Consider the following 15920-nt stretch of genomic DNA (forward strand, 5'->3'; position numbering starts at 1 on the left):
CGGGATGGCGGATTCAATCAGTTTCACCCTGGCGCAGCTGGCTGACGGCCTGGGTGCGCGACTGGTCGGTGATGGCAGCAAGGTAGTTAGTGGTCTGTCTACCTTGCAGGACGCCAGCGCGGATCAGCTGAGCTTCCTCGCCAATCGTCAATACCGCAAGTTGCTGGCCACCACCCAGGCTGGTGCCCTGCTGTTGACCGAGGCGGATGCCGCTGACTTTGCCGGTAACGCCTTGATTGTCGACGATCCCTACCTGGCCTATGCCCGGTTATCGCATCGCTTCGACCCCAAGCCGCGTCCGCAGCCGGGGATTCACCCGACGGCGGTGATCGCGGAGTCGGCCCAGATCGATGGCACGGCCTCCATCGGCGCCGGTGCGGTGATCGAGGCGGACGCGGTTATCGGTGCCAACGTCACTCTGGGCGCGCAATGCTTCGTCGGCGCGCGCAGCCGTGTCGGTGCCGACAGCTGGCTGGCACCGCGCGTCACCCTGTACCACGACGTGCGCATGGGTGAGCGGGTGGTCATTCAGTCCGGTGCAGTGATCGGTGGCGAAGGCTTCGGCTTTGCCAACGACCGCGGCAGTTGGCAGAAGATCGCCCAGATCGGCGGTGTGCTGATCGGTGATGACGTGGAGATCGGTGCCAATACCACCATCGATCGCGGCGCTATCAGCGATACCGTCATCGGCAACGGCGTCAAGCTGGATAACCAGATCCAGATCGCCCATAACGTCCAGATCGGTGAACACACGGCCATGGCGGCCTGCGTCGGTATTTCCGGCAGCACCCGCATCGGTCGCCATTGCACCATCGCCGGCGGTGTGGGCATGGTTGGCCATATCGAGATTTGCGACAACGTATTTGTCAGCGGCATGACCATGGTCACGCGCTCCATTACCGAACCGGGAGCCTATTCCTCCGGTACCGCAATGCAGCCTGCCGCTGAATGGAAGAAAAGTGCCGCACGCTTCCGCCAGCTCGATGGGCTGGCCAAGCGTGTGCAACAACTGGAGAAGCAGTTGCCCGCGGTGACTCAGGCGACGCAGGGCTCATCTGAGTCCTGAGCTGTGCGTATTGCGCATCCAACCCTTCACTGCAAGGCCTCAAGACATAATGGATATCAACGAAATCAAAGAATACCTGCCCCACCGCTATCCTTTCCTGCTGGTGGATCGGGTAGTCGAGCTGGACCTCGAGGGCAAGCGTATTCGCGCCTACAAGAATGTGTCGGTCAACGAACCTTTCTTCAATGGTCACTTTCCGGGTCACCCGATCATGCCGGGCGTGCTGATCATCGAGGCCATGGCCCAGGCAGCCGGTCTGCTGGGGTTCAAGATGATGAACACCAAGGCCGAAGATGGCACCCTGTATTATTTCGTCGGCTCCGACAAGCTGCGTTTCCGTCAGCCCGTAGTACCCGGCGATCAGCTGCAGCTGGAAGCAGCCTACCTGAGTAACAAGCGCGGCATCTGGAAGTTCGCCTGCCGTGCTCTGGTGGATGGCAAGGAAGCCTGTTCCGGTGAAATCATCTGTGCGGAACACAAGGTATGAGTCGAATTCACCCTCAGGCGATCGTTGATCCAGCCGCACGGCTGGCTGATGACGTCGAGGTCGGTCCCTGGACCCTGATCGGGCCGGATGTCGAGATTGGTGCGGGAACGGTCATTGGACCTCACGTGGTGGTCCGCGGGCCGACGACCATCGGCCAGGGCAACCGGATTTTCCAGTTCGCCTCCGTCGGCGAGGATTGCCAGGACAAGAAATACCATGGTGAGCCGACCCGGCTGGTCATCGGCGACAACAATGTCATTCGCGAAGGCTGCACCCTGCATCGGGGCACCGTGCAGGACCGTGGCGTGACCACCATCGGCAGCAACAACCTGCTGATGGCCTATGTGCATATCGCCCATGATTGCATCGTCGGTGACAACATCATCATGGCCAACAACGCGACCATCGCCGGCCATGTGCATGTGGGGGATGGCGTCATTCTCGGCGGCTACACCACCGTTCATCAGTTCTGCCACATCGGCGCCTGGTCCATGAGTGCGGCCAACAGCGCGGTGTTCAAGGATATCCCGGCTTTCGTCATGGTCGGCGGCAATCCGGCCAGTGCCCATGGCATGAATTTCGAGGGCATGCGCCGTCGGGGTTACAGCCAGGAGCTGATCGCCGCGCTGCGCCGGGCCTACAAGGTGGTCTACCGCCAGGGCAAGACGCTGCAGGAAGCGTTGCAGCTGCTTGATGACGAGGCCAGCCAATATCCCGAAGTGGCCTTGTATCGTGATTCGATTCTGGCTTCGACCCGCGGCATCACGCGCTGAGCCATGAATACCTCTGCGGTGCCATCCCCACGTCCCCTGTGTATCGCCCTGGTTGCCGGTGAAGCATCCGGCGATACCCTGGGCGCAGGGTTGATCCGGGCGCTGAAGGAAAGACATCCAGACGCCGAGTTCATCGGTATCGGCGGGCCGCGCATGCAGGCCGAAGGGCTGATTACCCAGGTGCCGATGGAGCGGCTGGCGGTGATGGGGCTGGTCGAAGTGCTGGGACGTTTGCGCGAGCTGCTGCGCATACGCCGAGAGCTGGTGAGCTTTCTCCAGCAACGCCACCCCGATGTCTTCATTGGTATCGATGCGCCGGACTTTACCCTCGGTGTCGAGCGGCGGCTGCGTGAAGTGGGCATCCCGACCGTGCATTATGTCAGCCCCTCGGTCTGGGCCTGGCGGAAGAAACGCGTGCTGGGCATCCGCCAATCCACCGACCTGATGCTGACGTTGTTTCCATTCGAAGAACAAGTCTATCGCGAGCATGACGTGGCGGTACGCTGCGTCGGGCATACTCTGGCTGATCGCATTCCACTGCGGCCGGACCGCAGCGGTGCCCGACAGACGCTGGGCCTGAGCGAGAGCGCAACCGTTGTGGCGCTGCTGCCCGGTAGCCGCAACGGTGAGCTGCGCAAGCTTGGCCTGCTGTTCCTGCAGACTGCGCACTGGTGTCTGCAGCGCAACCCCGATCTGCAGTTCGTCCTGCCTTGCGCCAATCCCGAGCGGCGCCAGCAGATGGAGGCGATACTGGCCGAGAGCGACCTGCAACTGCCGCTGACGCTGCTCGACGGTCAGGCCCATGAAGCCCTGGCCGCTTGCGATGCCGTGCTGATTGCCTCGGGTACGGCGACCTTGGAGGCGATGCTGTTCAAACGGCCCATGGTGGTCGCCTACCGCATGGCGCCGCTGACCTTCAGGATCCTCAAGCGTCTGGTCAAGGTTGGCCATGTGGCGCTGCCGAACCTGCTGGCCGGACGCGAAGTCGCTCCCGAGTTTCTACAGGACGATGCTACGCCCGAGGCTATGGGCCAGGCATTGCTGGCGCGTCTGGGACCCACGCCCGAGCGGGAGCAGACCGAGGCAGTCTTCCTGGAGCTGCACCAGATGTTGCGCCGCGACGCCGATCACACGGCAGCGGCGGCGATCCTCGAACTGCTGCAACGCAAGGGCCGGCTAGCATGACCCAGATGCTCATGGACTGGACTCTGCCCGAGGGTGATGAACTGGTCGCCGGTGTTGATGAAGTGGGCCGTGGTCCGCTCTGTGGCGCAGTGGTGACCGCCGCGGTGATCCTTGATCCGCTGCGGCCCATTGAGGGATTGAACGACTCGAAGAAACTGAACGAGGCGCGCCGCGAAGAGCTGTTTCCATTGATCCAGGAGCGCGCGCTGGCATGGTTTATCGCCCGTGCCGAGGTCGAGGAAATCGATCAGCTGAACATCCTGCACGCTACCATGCTGGCCATGCAGCGCGCGGTGCTGGGTTTGTCCATTCGCCCGGACCGGGTGCTGGTGGACGGCAATCGGTGCCCGGTATTGCCGATGCCGAGCGAGCCGGTGATCCAGGGCGACGGCCGGGTGCCAGCCATCGCTGCTGCGTCGATTCTGGCCAAGGTCGCCCGTGATCGAGAGATGCAAGAGCTGGAGCTGCTCTATCCCGGCTACGGTATCGGCAAGCACAAGGGTTATCCGACGCCCGAACACCTGTCTTCTCTCAAAGTGCTCGGCGCGACGCCGATTCATCGCCGCTCCTTCGCGCCGGTGCGTGAGGCGTTGGCGGCAGGGCCGGTTACGACGGTGATGGAAGAAGTAACGACTGGCGGCTCGGGAGTGGTGGTGATTCCCTGATTTTTTGTAGGAGCGGTCTTGGCCGCGAAGCTTTTCTGCCAGACTGGCCCCCAGCTCCCCCCACCGTTACAATCACCCGGCTAATTCCCCAGCCTCCGAATCAGGACAGACATGAGCGTTTCCTTCATCCATTTGCGTGTCCACAGCGAGTATTCATTGGTCGATGGCCTGGTCAGGATCAAGCCGTTGATCAAGGCGGTGGGCGGGGCAGGGATGCCGGCGGTCGCAGTGACCGATCAGAACAACATGTGCAGCCTGGTCAAGTTCTACAAGACCGCCATGGGGGCTGGTATCAAGCCGATTTCCGGGGTGGATATCTGGCTGACCGGCGAGGAAGACGAGAACCACCTCAGCCGCATGACCCTGCTGGCCATGGATCGTCAGGGCTACCGCAATCTCACCGAGCTGATCTCGCGCGGCTACACGCATGGCCAGCGTAATGGTCTGGTCACTATCCGCCGCGAATGGGTAGCCGAGGCCAGCGAAGGCGTGATTGCCCTGTCCGGTGCGAAGGAGGGAGAGATCGGCCAGACCCTGCTATCCAGTGATCCGGCCCATGCCGACAGCCTGCTGCGGTACTGGATGGAAGTCTTCCCCGGCCGTTTCTATATTGAACTGCAGCGCACCAAACGGCCCAATGATGAAGAGCACCTGCACGCCGCGGTCGCCCTGGCCGCGCGGCATGATTGTCCGGTGGTGGCCACCAACGATGTGCGTTTCATCTACCGGGAAGATTACGAAGCCCACGAAACCCGCGTCTGCATTGGCGAAGGCCGGGCGCTGGATGATCCGCGCCGGGTACGCCAGTACAGCGAAGAGCAGTATCTGAAGTCACCCGAGGAAATGGCCGAGCTGTTCTCGGACATTCCTGAAGCGCTGGCCAACAGCGTGGAAATCGCCAAGCGCTGCAATATCGACGTGCAACTGGGTACCTACTATCTGCCGGACTTCCCGGTGCCCGACGGCCTGACCATGGACGACTATTTCCGCCAGGTCTCGCTGGAAGGGTTGGAAGAGCGCTTCAAGAAAGTATTGCCGCCCGAGTCGGAAAACTACGAAGCACGCCGCCAGGTCTACCTCGATCGCTTGAAGTTCGAGCTGGATATCATCATCGAGATGGGCTTTCCCGGTTACTTCCTGGTGGTCATGGACTTCATCAAGTGGGCCAAGAACAACGGCGTGCCGGTCGGCCCCGGCCGGGGTTCCGGAGCGGGTTCGCTGGTCGCCTATGCGTTGTTGATCACTGACCTGGATCCGCTGGAATACGACTTGCTGTTCGAGCGCTTTCTAAACCCGGAACGGGTTTCCATGCCTGACTTCGATATCGACTTCTGCATGGAGGGTCGCGATCGGGTGATCGAGTATGTGGCCGACACCTACGGCCGCGATGCGGTATCGCAGATCATCACCTTCGGGACCATGGCGGCCAAGGCGGTGGTACGTGACGTGGCGCGGGTTCAAGGCAAGTCCTACGGTCTGGCCGACAAGCTATCGAAGATGATTCCCTTCGAGGTCGGCATGACGCTGGCCAAGGCCCATGAGCAGGAAGAAATCCTGCGCGATTTCCTGCAGGTTGATGAGGAAGCCCAGGAAATCTGGGACATGGCGCTGAAGCTGGAGGGCATCACCCGTAACGTCGGTAAGCACGCCGGGGGCGTGGTAATTGCGCCGACCAAGCTGACTGACTTTGCGCCGCTGTATTGCGATGAGGCCGGTGAGGGCCTGGTAACCCAGTTCGACAAGGACGATGTCGAGGCTGCCGGTCTGGTGAAGTTCGACTTCCTGGGCCTGCGTACCCTGACCATCATCGATTGGGCAATGGAGACCATCAACCGTGAACAGGCGCGCAAAGGCCTGGAGCCGGTAGACATCGACCGCATCCCACTGGATGATCCGCCCACCTACGCGATGCTGCAGAAGGCCGAGACCACCGCGGTATTCCAGCTGGAATCGCGCGGGATGAAGGAGCTGATCAAGAAGCTCAAGCCTGACTGCCTGGAAGACATGATCGCCCTGGTGGCCCTGTTCCGCCCCGGCCCGCTGCAATCGGGCATGGTCGATGATTTCATCAACCGTAAACACGGCCGCGAACAGATTTCCTACCCGCACCCGAATTATCAGTATCCCGGTCTGGAACCGGTGCTCAAGCCGACTTATGGCATCATCCTGTATCAGGAACAGGTGATGCAGATTGCCCAGGTGATGGCTGGTTACACCCTTGGCGGTGCGGACATGCTGCGCCGGGCCATGGGTAAGAAGAAGCCCGAGGAAATGGCCAAACAGCGGGCGATCTTCCTCGAAGGCTGCCAGAACAACGGCATTCACGCCGACCTGGCGGGCAATATCTTCGACCTGGTGGAAAAGTTCGCCGGTTACGGTTTCAACAAGTCGCACTCGGCTGCGTACGGTCTTGTCTCTTACCAGACCGCCTGGCTCAAGGCCCACTATCCGGCTCCGTTCATGGCCGCGGTGCTCTCGGCGGATATGCACAACACCGACAAGGTGGTGACGCTGATCGAGGAGTGCCGCAGCATGAAGCTGCGGATGAAGGCGCCGGATGTGAACCTCTCCGAATACAAGTTCACCGTGGATGACAGCGGCAGCGTGGTCTACGGTCTCGGCGCTATCAAGGGCGTGGGGGAGGGGCCGGTGGAAACGATCGTCAACACCCGCCTGGAAGGTGGTCCCTTCGCCGACCTGTTCGACTTCTGCGCCAGGGTCGACCTCAAGCGAATCAACAAGCGGGTCATGGAAGCGCTGATCCGCTCCGGCGCGCTGGATTCGCTGGGCCCCTTCTTCGATACCGAACAGCAGGCCTATCTGCAACAGGTCGACCGCAATCGCGCCGCCCTGGCAGCTGCCATGGAAGAGGCGATCGCCGCCGCCGAACAGACCCACCGCAGCGCCGACAGTGGTCACGACGACCTGTTTGGCGACCTGCTCGGGCCGTCCACCGAGCGGGATGTGTATGAAGCCTATCGTCAGGCGCGGGAGTGGACCTTCAAGGAGCGCCTGCGCGGTGAGAAGGATACCCTGGGGTTGTACCTGACCGGCCACCCTATCGATGAATACGAAAAGGAGGTTCGCCGTTTCGCCCGGCAGCGGATCATCGACCTCAAGCCCTCGCGCGAGTCGCAGACCATCGCCGGTCTGGTGTTCGATCTGCGGGTAATGAAAAGCAAACGTGGTGACAAGGTCGGCTTCGTGACGCTGGATGACCGCTCGGCCCGGGTCGAGGTCTCGCTGTTTGCCGAGGCTTATCAGGCGGCGCAATCGCTGTTGCAGAAAGATGCGCTGCTGGTGGTGGAAGGCGAGGTGGCGGTGGATGATTTCTCCGGTGGCATGCGTGTGCGCGCCAAGCGGGTCATGAGCCTGGAAGAGGCGCGCACCTCGCTGCTGGACAGTGTGCGCATCAATCTCGATACGCGCCGGCACGGTCCGGACTGTCTCAACCGGCTGGCCGGCGTGTTGCAGAAGTATAAGGGCGAATGTGCAGTCACCATCGAAGTGCAGCGCCCTGATGCGCTGGCCATGCTGCGCCTGGGCGAAGCATGGCGGGTGGAGCCGGCTGATGACCTGGTGCAGACGCTACGTGACCAGTTGGGTAAAGGCAGCGTCTCCCTGCACTATAGATAAACCGAATTCAGACATTCTCACGGGACCGGGCTGCTCGACGCAGCCGAGGCAATCCCGTAAGGTAACGCAAAAAACAGGATGCCCCGACGCGGGGCCACGCGGATAATCGACGCTTATGATCAAGAGCCAGAAATACCTCGAATTTGAACAGCCGATTGCCGACTTGCAGGCCAAGATCGAAGAGCTGCGTCTGGTGGGCAGCGACAATTCGCTGAATATCACCGAAGAAATCACCCGTCTGCAGGACAAGAGCCGTTCGCTCACCGAGAGCATTTTCTCCAACCTGTCGAGCTGGCAGGTGGCTCAGATGTCCCGGCATCCGCAGCGCCCTTATACGTTGGACTACATCCGCCACATCTTTACCGATTTCGAAGAGCTGCATGGCGATCGTCACTTTGCCGATGATGCCGCCATCGTGGGTGGTATTGCCCGCCTGGACGGCCGGCCGGTGATGATTATCGGCCATCAGAAGGGCCGTGACGTGAAGGAAAAGGTCCGTCGCAACTTCGGCATGCCCAAGCCCGAAGGCTATCGCAAGGCCTGCCGCCTGATGCAGATGGCCGAGCGCTTCAATATGCCAATCCTGACATTCATCGACACCCCCGGCGCTTATCCCGGCATTGATGCCGAAGAGCGTGGCCAGAGTGAGGCCATCGCCTGGAACCTGCAGGTCATGTCGCGTCTGAAGACCCCGATCATTTCCACCGTTATCGGTGAGGGCGGCTCCGGTGGTGCGCTGGCTATCGGTGTCTGCGACCGGCTGATGATGCTGCAGTATTCCATCTACTCGGTGATCTCTCCCGAAGGCTGCGCCTCGATTCTGTGGAAGAAGGCCGAGAAGGCGTCCGACGCTGCTGAGGCCATGGGGGTTACCGCCAGTCGCCTGCAGGAACTGGGTCTGGTCGATAATCTGATCCCCGAACCGCTGGGCGGCGCTCATCGCGAGCCGGAAACCATGGCGGCGCGGATCAAGCAGCAACTGCTTGCCGAGCTGGCGAAGCTGGACGAGCAGTCTGCCGAAGAACTGCTGGACAGTCGCTACGAGCGCCTGATGGCTTTCGGTATCAAGTAACATGTTCACTCTGCAGGGGCTGCTGCAACAGCTGGCGCCCTGTAGGGGCGCCCCGGCCTGCTGGTTGGGGTTGTCCGGTGGGCTGGATTCCATGGTGCTGCTGGACGCCCTGGTGCAACTGCGCCGCGACCATCCGCTGCCTCATCTCAAAGCCATTCATGTACACCACGGCCTGCACACCGATGCGGACCGCTGGACTGAGCATTGCGCACGCGAATGTGCTGCCCGGGATATTCCCCTGCATATCGAGCGGGTGCAGTTGCCAGACGGCGGTAGCATCGAGGAACTGGCGCGGGATGCCCGCTATGGCGTATTCGAGCGGTTGCTGGAGACCGGAGACTGGCTGCTGTTGGCCCATCACGCCGATGACCAGCTGGAAACCCTGTTGTTTCGCCTGCTGCGCGGCACCGGTCTGCGCGGGCTGGCAGGTATGCCGAGCAGCCGCGTATTGGGCGCAGGTCAGCTGTTGCGGCCGCTGCTGCCTTGGTCGCGTCAACAGCTCGCTGACTGGGCCCGCCATCGACAATTGAACTGGATCGATGATCCGGCCAACGCCGATCCGCGTTACGCCCGAACCGCCTTGCGCCACGAGCTGCTGCCACAGTTACGCCAGCGCTGGCCGAGCATGCCGCAGAACCTGCTGCGATTGGCCGAGCATGCTACCGAAGCTAACGAACTGCTGGATGAGCGGGCCGCTGAAGACCTATCGCTGGCGGCGGGTGGAGTGATCGATGACTGGCTGTGTTGCTGGCCCAGTCTGGACATGACGATCCTCGCCACCTTGACTGCGGCACGGCAAAAGAACCTGCTGCGCTATTGGTTGCACAGCCATGCCATCAGGCTGCCGGACCAGCGCCATCTGCACAGCTTGATGAGTCAGCTCGGCGCTGCGGCGGACGGTCAGCCGATCGTGCAGCTGGACGGCGCGCAGCTACACCGTTCGTCGGGACGCCTGTGGTTGTTGCCGGCCGGGGGCGTGCCCGCCGGGGTCGATCAGCCGCTGGCGCAATTGACCGACACCCGGCTGACGGCAGGCAATGGCCGCCTGTATCTGCGGCCCGGTGCTGGCATCGCGATCCGGGAGGGTGTCTGGCGCATCGGCTATCGATGTGGTGGTGAGCAAATCAAGCTGCCCGGTCGGCCGCGTCAGAGTCTCAAGGATCTGTTCCAGCAGGCTGGCATTCCAGTCTGGCTGCGGCCGGCAATCCCCTTGCTATACTGCGACAACCAACTGATTTCGGTGGCTGGCCGCTGGACGGCCGAAGGGGCAGCAGCAGGCTCCAGTGAGGCCGGATTCAGTGTGTGCTGGGAGCCGGTTTTAGATTGAGCAAGGTGGGGCTGTCTGGTATCCTGACTTCCCATCTTGACGAGACTTTGGTCTCCCTTCGATTCCTTGCGACTGCGGTCGCCTAACTTCAATCTACGGGTTTTTCATGACGCGCTACATCTTCGTCACGGGTGGTGTTGTATCTTCTTTGGGCAAGGGCATCGCCTCGGCATCCCTGGCGGCGATTCTCGAAGCACGTGGCCTCAAGGTCACCATGCTCAAGCTGGATCCCTACATCAACGTGGATCCGGGTACCATGAGCCCGTTCCAGCACGGCGAAGTCTTCGTCACCCATGATGGGGCCGAGACCGATCTGGACCTGGGGCACTACGAGCGCTTCATTCGTACCCGCATGACCCAGAACAACAATTTCACCACCGGTCGCGTCTATGAAGACGTGCTGCGCAAGGAGCGCCGTGGTGATTATCTGGGTGCCACCATCCAGGTGATTCCGCATATCACCGATGAAATCAAGACCCGCATCATCCGTGGCGCCGGCGATGCCGATGTGGCCATGGTTGAAGTGGGCGGCACCGTGGGGGACATCGAGTCGCAACCGTTCCTCGAAGCCATCCGTCAGCTGCGTCTGGAAGTGGGCGCCAAACGCGCCATGCTGATGCACCTGACACTCGTGCCCTATATCGCCACCGCCGGCGAAACCAAGACCAAGCCGACCCAGCATTCGGTCAAGGAACTGCGCTCCATTGGTCTGCAGCCCGACGTGCTGGTGTGCCGCTCCGATCATCCGATCGACCTGGCCTCCCGGCGCAAGATCGCCCTGTTCACCAACGTTGAGGAGCGTGCGGTCATCAGCCTGCCGGACGCCGACACCATCTACCGCATCCCCGGCATCCTGCATGCCCAGGGCCTGGATGATTATGTCGCCGAGCGTTTCGGGTTGGAATGCGGCAGTGCCGATCTGTCCGAGTGGGAGCGGGTGGTGGATGCCAAGCTGCATCCGGAGAAGGAAGTCACCATCGCCATGGTCGGTAAGTACATGGAGTTGCTGGATGCCTACAAATCGCTGATCGAAGCCCTGAGCCACGCTGGCATCCAGAGCCGCACCAAGGTCAATGTGCGTTATATCGACTCGGAAATCATCGAGGAGAATGGCACTGGCCAGTTGGAAGACGTGGATGCCATTCTGGTGCCGGGTGGTTTCGGCCTGCGCGGCGTGGAAGGCAAGATTGCCGCCGTGCGCTATGCCCGGGAAAACAAGATTCCCTATCTGGGTATCTGCCTGGGTATGCAGGTGGCAGTCATCGAGTTCGCCCGCAATATCCTGGGCTGGGATGATGCCAACTCCACCGAATTCGACAAGACTTCCAAGCATCCGGTAGTTGGTCTGATCACCGAATGGCAGACCGCCACCGGCGAAATGCAGACCCGTGACGAGTCTTCCGACCTGGGCGGTACCATGCGCCTGGGCGCGCAGGAATGCGCCCTGGAAGCCGGCAGCAAGGCCCGCGACTGCTACGGCCAGGATGTGATCGTCGAGCGTCACCGTCACCGCTACGAGGTCAACAACAACCTGTTGCCTGAATTGCAGAAGAGTGGCCTGAAAGTGTCCGGGCGGTCGATGGATGGTGCGCTGGTGGAAATGGTCGAGGTCGAGGATCACCCCTGGTTCGTCGCCTGTCAGTTCCACCCCGAGTTCACCTCCACGCCGCGTGATGGTCATCCGCTGTTCAGCGGCTTCGTCAATGCCGCGCTGAAGCAGCGTGCAGCCAAGAAAGCCTGAGGATCTACGCTATGGCGCAGAAGATAGTCCGCGTTGGCGACATCGATATAGCCAACGATAAGCCGTTCGTGCTGTTTGGCGGCATGAACGTGCTGGAGTCCCGTGATCTGGCCATGCGTATCTGCGAAGAATACGTCGAGGTTACCCGCAAGCTGGGTATCCCGTACGTGTTCAAGGCCAGCTTCGACAAGGCCAATCGCTCGTCGATCAACTCCTATCGTGGTCCGGGCATGGAAGCAGGTTTGAAGATCTTCGAAGAGATCAAACAGACCTTCAAGGTACCGGTCATTACCGACGTGCACGAGCCTCATCAGGCAGCGCCGGTGGCCGAAGTGTGTGACATCATCCAGTTGCCAGCCTTCCTGTCCCGGCAGACCGATCTGGTGGTGGCCATGGCCAAGACCGACGCGGTTATCAATATCAAGAAGGCGCAGTTTCTGGCGCCTCAGGAAATGCAGCATATCCTGACCAAATGCGAAGAGGCCGGTAACGATCAGCTGATTCTCTGCGAACGCGGTTCCAGCTTCGGTTACAACAACCTGGTAGTGGACATGCTCGGCTTCGGCATCATGAAGCAGTTCGAGTACCCGGTATTCTTCGATGTGACCCACGCGCTGCAGATGCCCGGAGGGCGCAGCGACTCGGCGGGCGGACGGCGCGCCCAGGTCACTGATCTGGCCAAGGCCGGCATGAGCCAGGGCCTGGCCGGTCTGTTTCTCGAAGCGCACCCGGACCCGGACAATGCCAAGTGCGACGGCCCTTGCGCCCTGCGGCTGGACAAGCTGGAACCCTTTCTCACCCAGCTCAAGGCGCTGGATGATCTGGTAAAGGGCTTCCCGCAACTTGAAACTGCCTGAGCGGCAGGCAAACCCCTTTAACTTCTTAAAGCATGTTTCAGATGGAGAAAGCAGCAATCATGGCGAAGATCATTGAAATCAAGGGTCGTGAAGTACTGGACTCGCGCGGTAACCCGACCGTTGAAGCGGATGTGATTCTGGAAGGCGGCATCCTCGGCAGTGCCTGCGCCCCCTCCGGTGCCTCCACCGGTTCCCGTGAAGCGCTGGAACTGCGCGATGGCGACAAGAGCCGCTACCTGGGCAAGGGCGTATTGAAAGCCGTTGCCAATATCAATGGTCCCATCCGTGAACTGCTGGTCGGCCGTGATGCGCTGGATCAGACCGGTCTGGATCGCGCCATGATTGAGCTGGACGGTACCGAGAACAAAGCCAAGCTGGGCGCCAACGCCGTTCTCGCGGTCTCCCTTGCTGCTGCCAAGGCGGCTGCCCAGGCCAAGGGCGTGCCGCTGTATGCACACATTGCTGATCTGAACGGCACACCCGGCCAGTACAGCATGCCGGTGCCGATGATGAATATCATCAACGGTGGTGAGCACGCCGACAATAACGTCGATATCCAGGAGTTCATGGTCCAGCCGGTAGGCGCCAAGACATTCGCTGATGCGCTGCGCATGGGCACCGAGATCTTCCATCATCTCAAGGCGGTACTGCAGGCGCGCGGCCTGAGCACCTCGGTAGGTGACGAGGGTGGTTTCGCACCGAACCTGGCGTCCAACGAAGATGCTCTGGGTGCCATTGCCGAAGCGGTTGCCAATGCCGGTTACAAGCTGGGTGAAGACGTAACCCTGGCCTTGGATTGCGCTGCCAGCGAGTTCTACAAGGATGGAAAATATGACCTGGCCGGAGAAGGCAAGGCATTCGATGCTGCCGGTTTTGCTGACTACCTCGCGGGCCTGAGCCAACGTTATCCGATCATCTCCATCGAAGACGGCATGGACGAATCCGACTGGGCTGGCTGGAAAGTGCTGACCGATAAGATCGGGGCCAAGGTGCAACTGGTCGGTGACGATCTGTTCGTGACCAATACCAAGATCCTCAAGCGCGGTATTGACGAGAAAATCGGCAATTCCATCCTGATCAAGTTCAACCAGATCGGCTCGCTGACTGAAACCCTTGAAGCCATCCAGATGGCCAAGGCGGCTGGCTTCACTGCGGTGATTTCGCATCGCAGCGGTGAAACCGAAGATCACACCATCGCCGACCTGGCGGTGGGTACCGCTGCTGGTCAGATCAAGACCGGCTCGCTGTGCCGCTCCGACCGGGTGTCCAAGTACAACCAGCTGCTGCGTATCGAAGAGCAACTGGCTGGTCAGGCGCCTTACAAGGGCCGTGCCGAGTTTCGTGGCTGATAATCGGCTTCCGGGGAGACTGCCCGTTTGAAATGGCTCTGGGTGATATCACTGGCCTTGCTCGCCGCCTTACAGTATCGACTGTGGGTGGGCGAGGGTAGTCTGGCGCATGTCACCCAGCTCAAGCAGGACATCGCCAGTCAGCAGAGCGAGAATGAGAAGCTGCTGGAGCGCAATCGCGTGCTCACCGCAGAGGTCATCGAGCTGAAGCAGGGGCTGGAAACCATCGAAGAGCGTGCCCGGCATGAGCTGGGCATGGTCAAGGAAGGCGAAACCCTGTTCCAGCTGAGCGGTAATGACTGACCACCCGCTGTCTTTCTGGGTGGTCATTCCTGCTGCCGGCGTCGGCTCGCGCATGCGCGCCGATCGTCCCAAGCAATATCTGCCCTTGAATGGGCGCTGTCTGATCGAACATACCCTCGACTGTTTTCTCGACCAGCCCGGCTTGTCCGGCCTGGTGGTTTGCCTGTCGCCAGATGATGAATGGTGGCCGGAACTGGCCTGCGCGTGTGATCCGCGCATTACCCGGGCCGATGGTGGCCGTGAACGGGCCGACTCGGTGCTCAACGGACTGCAGGCGCTCACGGCGCTGGGCGCCGGGGAGCAGGACTGGGTGCTGGTGCATGACGCCGCCCGGCCCAATCTGGCTCAGTCCGATCTGCAGACGCTGCTGGCTACGCTGCAGCATGATCCCATCGGCGGGCTGCTGGCGGTGCCGGTGCGCGATACCCTGAAACTGGCCGGGCCGGATGGCCGGGTCAGTTCTACTCCGGATCGTTCACTGTTCTGGCAGGCCTATACCCCACAAATGTTCCGCCTCGGTGCGCTGCGCACAGCGTTAAGCGACGCGCTGGCGGCCGGCGTGGCGATCACCGATGAAGCCTCGGCCATGGAATGGGCCGGCCAGGCGCCGCGGCTGGTGGAAGGGCGAGCGGATAATATCAAGGTGACCCGGCCGGAAGATCTGGAGTTTCTCCGGCGGCGTTGAGTTGATGACCACCCCAGGCATCCATTCATCCACTGCAGATTGACCGCGGTTGGGGTACTCAATATGCTGTATGCCTATACAGTGTAACGGTGTCCTCATGGTTGGCTATTCCTCTCCTATTCGGTTTGTGCAGGTTGACTCTGCTGCCTTGTTTTTGGAGCAGGGCCGATGAGTGCGGTGGTGTCGCTCGATGCCCTGTTGCGCCAGCAGCGGGTATGGAAAGGGCGGGGCGAGGCCACGCCAGCTGCGGCTCAGCCCACCGGTCACCCGCAGTTGGATGCGCTGCTGCCCGGCGGTGGTTGGCCGGAGGCGGCGCTCAGTGAAATTCTGCTGGCGGCGCCTGGCGCGGGAGAGCTGCAGTTGTTGTGGCCGACTTTGGCGCGGCTGACCCGGGCGGGGGAACGGATCGTGCTGGTGGCACCGCCTCATGTTCCCTATCCCCACGCCTGGCTCCAGGCCGGCGTCGATCTGCGCTGGATGACCTTGATCGATGCGCCCGAGCGGGAGTCGCTGTGGGCGGCGGAGCAATGTCTGCGCTCGGGCAGCTGCGCGGCGGTGCTGTGCTGGCCGCAGCGCATCGATGATCGTGGATTGCGCCGCTTGCAACTGGCGGCGGCGACCGGTCAGACCCTGGGGTTTGCCTGCCGTTCTCTGCGTGAAGCGGTCAATCCATCGCCAGCCGCCCTGCGTCTGGCAGTGGATTGCCGGCCACGACAAGTGCGGGTGCTCAAATGCCGGGGCGCGCTGGTGCCGGGTCAGTCGGTTGCGCTCTGA

At 61.4% G+C, this 15920-nt stretch carries 14 protein-coding genes; all 14 read left to right on the plus strand.

Features of this window, described 5'->3' with window-relative positions:
* Positions 1-4 precede the first annotated feature (4 nt).
* The 14 genes from lpxD (at position 5) to imuA (ending at position 15920) form a co-directional block, all read left to right on the plus strand.
* The gene (gene lpxD / locus BM267_RS13595; RefSeq protein WP_074780851.1) at positions 5-1066 is read left to right on the plus strand and encodes a UDP-3-O-(3-hydroxymyristoyl)glucosamine N-acyltransferase; all 1062 of its coding nucleotides are present in this window, start codon (positions 5-7) and stop codon (positions 1064-1066) included.
* 46 nt (positions 1067-1112) lie between these two features.
* Entirely contained in the window at positions 1113-1553 is a 441-nt protein-coding gene (gene fabZ / locus BM267_RS13600; RefSeq protein ID WP_036991225.1) for a 3-hydroxyacyl-ACP dehydratase FabZ, read from the plus strand.
* Positions 1550-2326, plus strand: a complete 777-nt coding sequence (gene lpxA, locus BM267_RS13605) for an acyl-ACP--UDP-N-acetylglucosamine O-acyltransferase (protein WP_036990858.1) — start codon at positions 1550-1552, stop codon at positions 2324-2326. The genes fabZ and lpxA overlap by 4 nt, the downstream gene beginning before the upstream one ends.
* Positions 2327-2329: 3 nt before the next feature.
* Positions 2330-3511 carry a lipid-A-disaccharide synthase gene (gene lpxB / locus BM267_RS13610; RefSeq protein WP_074780848.1) on the plus strand — a complete coding sequence of 394 codons (1182 nt, stop codon included), beginning with the start codon at positions 2330-2332 and terminating at the stop codon, positions 3509-3511.
* A 5-nt stretch (positions 3512-3516) separates the two neighbouring features.
* Complete coding sequence (gene rnhB / locus BM267_RS13615) at positions 3517-4176, plus strand: ribonuclease HII (protein ID WP_407920284.1); 660 nt, start codon at positions 3517-3519, stop codon at positions 4174-4176.
* A 111-nt stretch (positions 4177-4287) separates the two neighbouring features.
* Complete coding sequence (gene dnaE, locus BM267_RS13620; RefSeq protein ID WP_036990856.1) at positions 4288-7812, plus strand: DNA polymerase III subunit alpha; 3525 nt, start codon at positions 4288-4290, stop codon at positions 7810-7812.
* A gap of 115 nt (positions 7813-7927) precedes the next feature.
* The gene (accA, locus tag BM267_RS13625) at positions 7928-8884 is read left to right on the plus strand and encodes an acetyl-CoA carboxylase carboxyl transferase subunit alpha (protein WP_036990853.1); all 957 of its coding nucleotides are present in this window, start codon (positions 7928-7930) and stop codon (positions 8882-8884) included.
* A 1-nt stretch (position 8885) separates the two neighbouring features.
* The gene (gene tilS, locus BM267_RS13630) at positions 8886-10211 is read left to right on the plus strand and encodes a tRNA lysidine(34) synthetase TilS (protein WP_074780842.1); all 1326 of its coding nucleotides are present in this window, start codon (positions 8886-8888) and stop codon (positions 10209-10211) included.
* Between the two features lie 106 nt (positions 10212-10317).
* Positions 10318-11952 carry a CTP synthase gene (locus BM267_RS13635; protein ID WP_036990848.1) on the plus strand — a complete coding sequence of 545 codons (1635 nt, stop codon included), beginning with the start codon at positions 10318-10320 and terminating at the stop codon, positions 11950-11952.
* Positions 11953-11963: 11 nt separating this feature from the next.
* Positions 11964-12809 (plus strand): 3-deoxy-8-phosphooctulonate synthase, encoded by an 846-nt coding sequence (gene kdsA, locus BM267_RS13640; protein ID WP_074780839.1) that lies wholly within the window; start codon positions 11964-11966, stop codon positions 12807-12809.
* Between the two features lie 59 nt (positions 12810-12868).
* Positions 12869-14158 carry a phosphopyruvate hydratase gene (gene eno / locus BM267_RS13645; RefSeq protein ID WP_074781120.1) on the plus strand — a complete coding sequence of 430 codons (1290 nt, stop codon included), beginning with the start codon at positions 12869-12871 and terminating at the stop codon, positions 14156-14158.
* 27 nt (positions 14159-14185) lie between these two features.
* Positions 14186-14461 carry a cell division protein FtsB gene (gene ftsB, locus BM267_RS13650; protein ID WP_036990845.1) on the plus strand — a complete coding sequence of 92 codons (276 nt, stop codon included), beginning with the start codon at positions 14186-14188 and terminating at the stop codon, positions 14459-14461.
* Positions 14454-15146 carry a 2-C-methyl-D-erythritol 4-phosphate cytidylyltransferase gene (gene ispD, locus BM267_RS13655; protein WP_074780836.1) on the plus strand — a complete coding sequence of 231 codons (693 nt, stop codon included), beginning with the start codon at positions 14454-14456 and terminating at the stop codon, positions 15144-15146. Before ftsB ends, ispD begins: the two co-directional genes overlap by 8 nt.
* Positions 15147-15314: 168 nt before the next feature.
* Entirely contained in the window at positions 15315-15920 is a 606-nt protein-coding gene (gene imuA, locus BM267_RS13660; RefSeq protein ID WP_074780834.1) for a translesion DNA synthesis-associated protein ImuA, read from the plus strand.

It is taken from the genome of Halopseudomonas bauzanensis (genome assembly GCF_900114735.1).
GTDB lineage: Bacteria > Pseudomonadota > Gammaproteobacteria > Pseudomonadales > Pseudomonadaceae > Halopseudomonas > Halopseudomonas bauzanensis.

What these genes read in the sequence shown, in the direction of transcription:
- lpxD (WP_074780851.1), top strand. Translation starts at nt 5, where the DNA reads ATGGCGGATTCAATCAGTTTCACCCTGGCGCAGCTGGCTGACGGCCTG.
- lpxA (WP_036990858.1), top strand. Translation starts at nt 1,550, where the DNA reads ATGAGTCGAATTCACCCTCAGGCGATCGTTGATCCAGCCGCACGGCTG.
- lpxB (WP_074780848.1), top strand. Translation starts at nt 2,330, where the DNA reads ATGAATACCTCTGCGGTGCCATCCCCACGTCCCCTGTGTATCGCCCTG.
- rnhB (WP_407920284.1), top strand. Translation starts at nt 3,517, where the DNA reads ATGCTCATGGACTGGACTCTGCCCGAGGGTGATGAACTGGTCGCCGGT.
- dnaE (WP_036990856.1), top strand. Translation starts at nt 4,288, where the DNA reads ATGAGCGTTTCCTTCATCCATTTGCGTGTCCACAGCGAGTATTCATTG.
- accA (WP_036990853.1), top strand. Translation starts at nt 7,928, where the DNA reads ATGATCAAGAGCCAGAAATACCTCGAATTTGAACAGCCGATTGCCGAC.
- tilS (WP_074780842.1), top strand. Translation starts at nt 8,886, where the DNA reads ATGTTCACTCTGCAGGGGCTGCTGCAACAGCTGGCGCCCTGTAGGGGC.
- BM267_RS13635 (WP_036990848.1), top strand. Translation starts at nt 10,318, where the DNA reads ATGACGCGCTACATCTTCGTCACGGGTGGTGTTGTATCTTCTTTGGGC.
- kdsA (WP_074780839.1), top strand. Translation starts at nt 11,964, where the DNA reads ATGGCGCAGAAGATAGTCCGCGTTGGCGACATCGATATAGCCAACGAT.
- eno (WP_074781120.1), top strand. Translation starts at nt 12,869, where the DNA reads ATGGCGAAGATCATTGAAATCAAGGGTCGTGAAGTACTGGACTCGCGC.
- ispD (WP_074780836.1), top strand. Translation starts at nt 14,454, where the DNA reads ATGACTGACCACCCGCTGTCTTTCTGGGTGGTCATTCCTGCTGCCGGC.
- imuA (WP_074780834.1), top strand. Translation starts at nt 15,315, where the DNA reads ATGAGTGCGGTGGTGTCGCTCGATGCCCTGTTGCGCCAGCAGCGGGTA.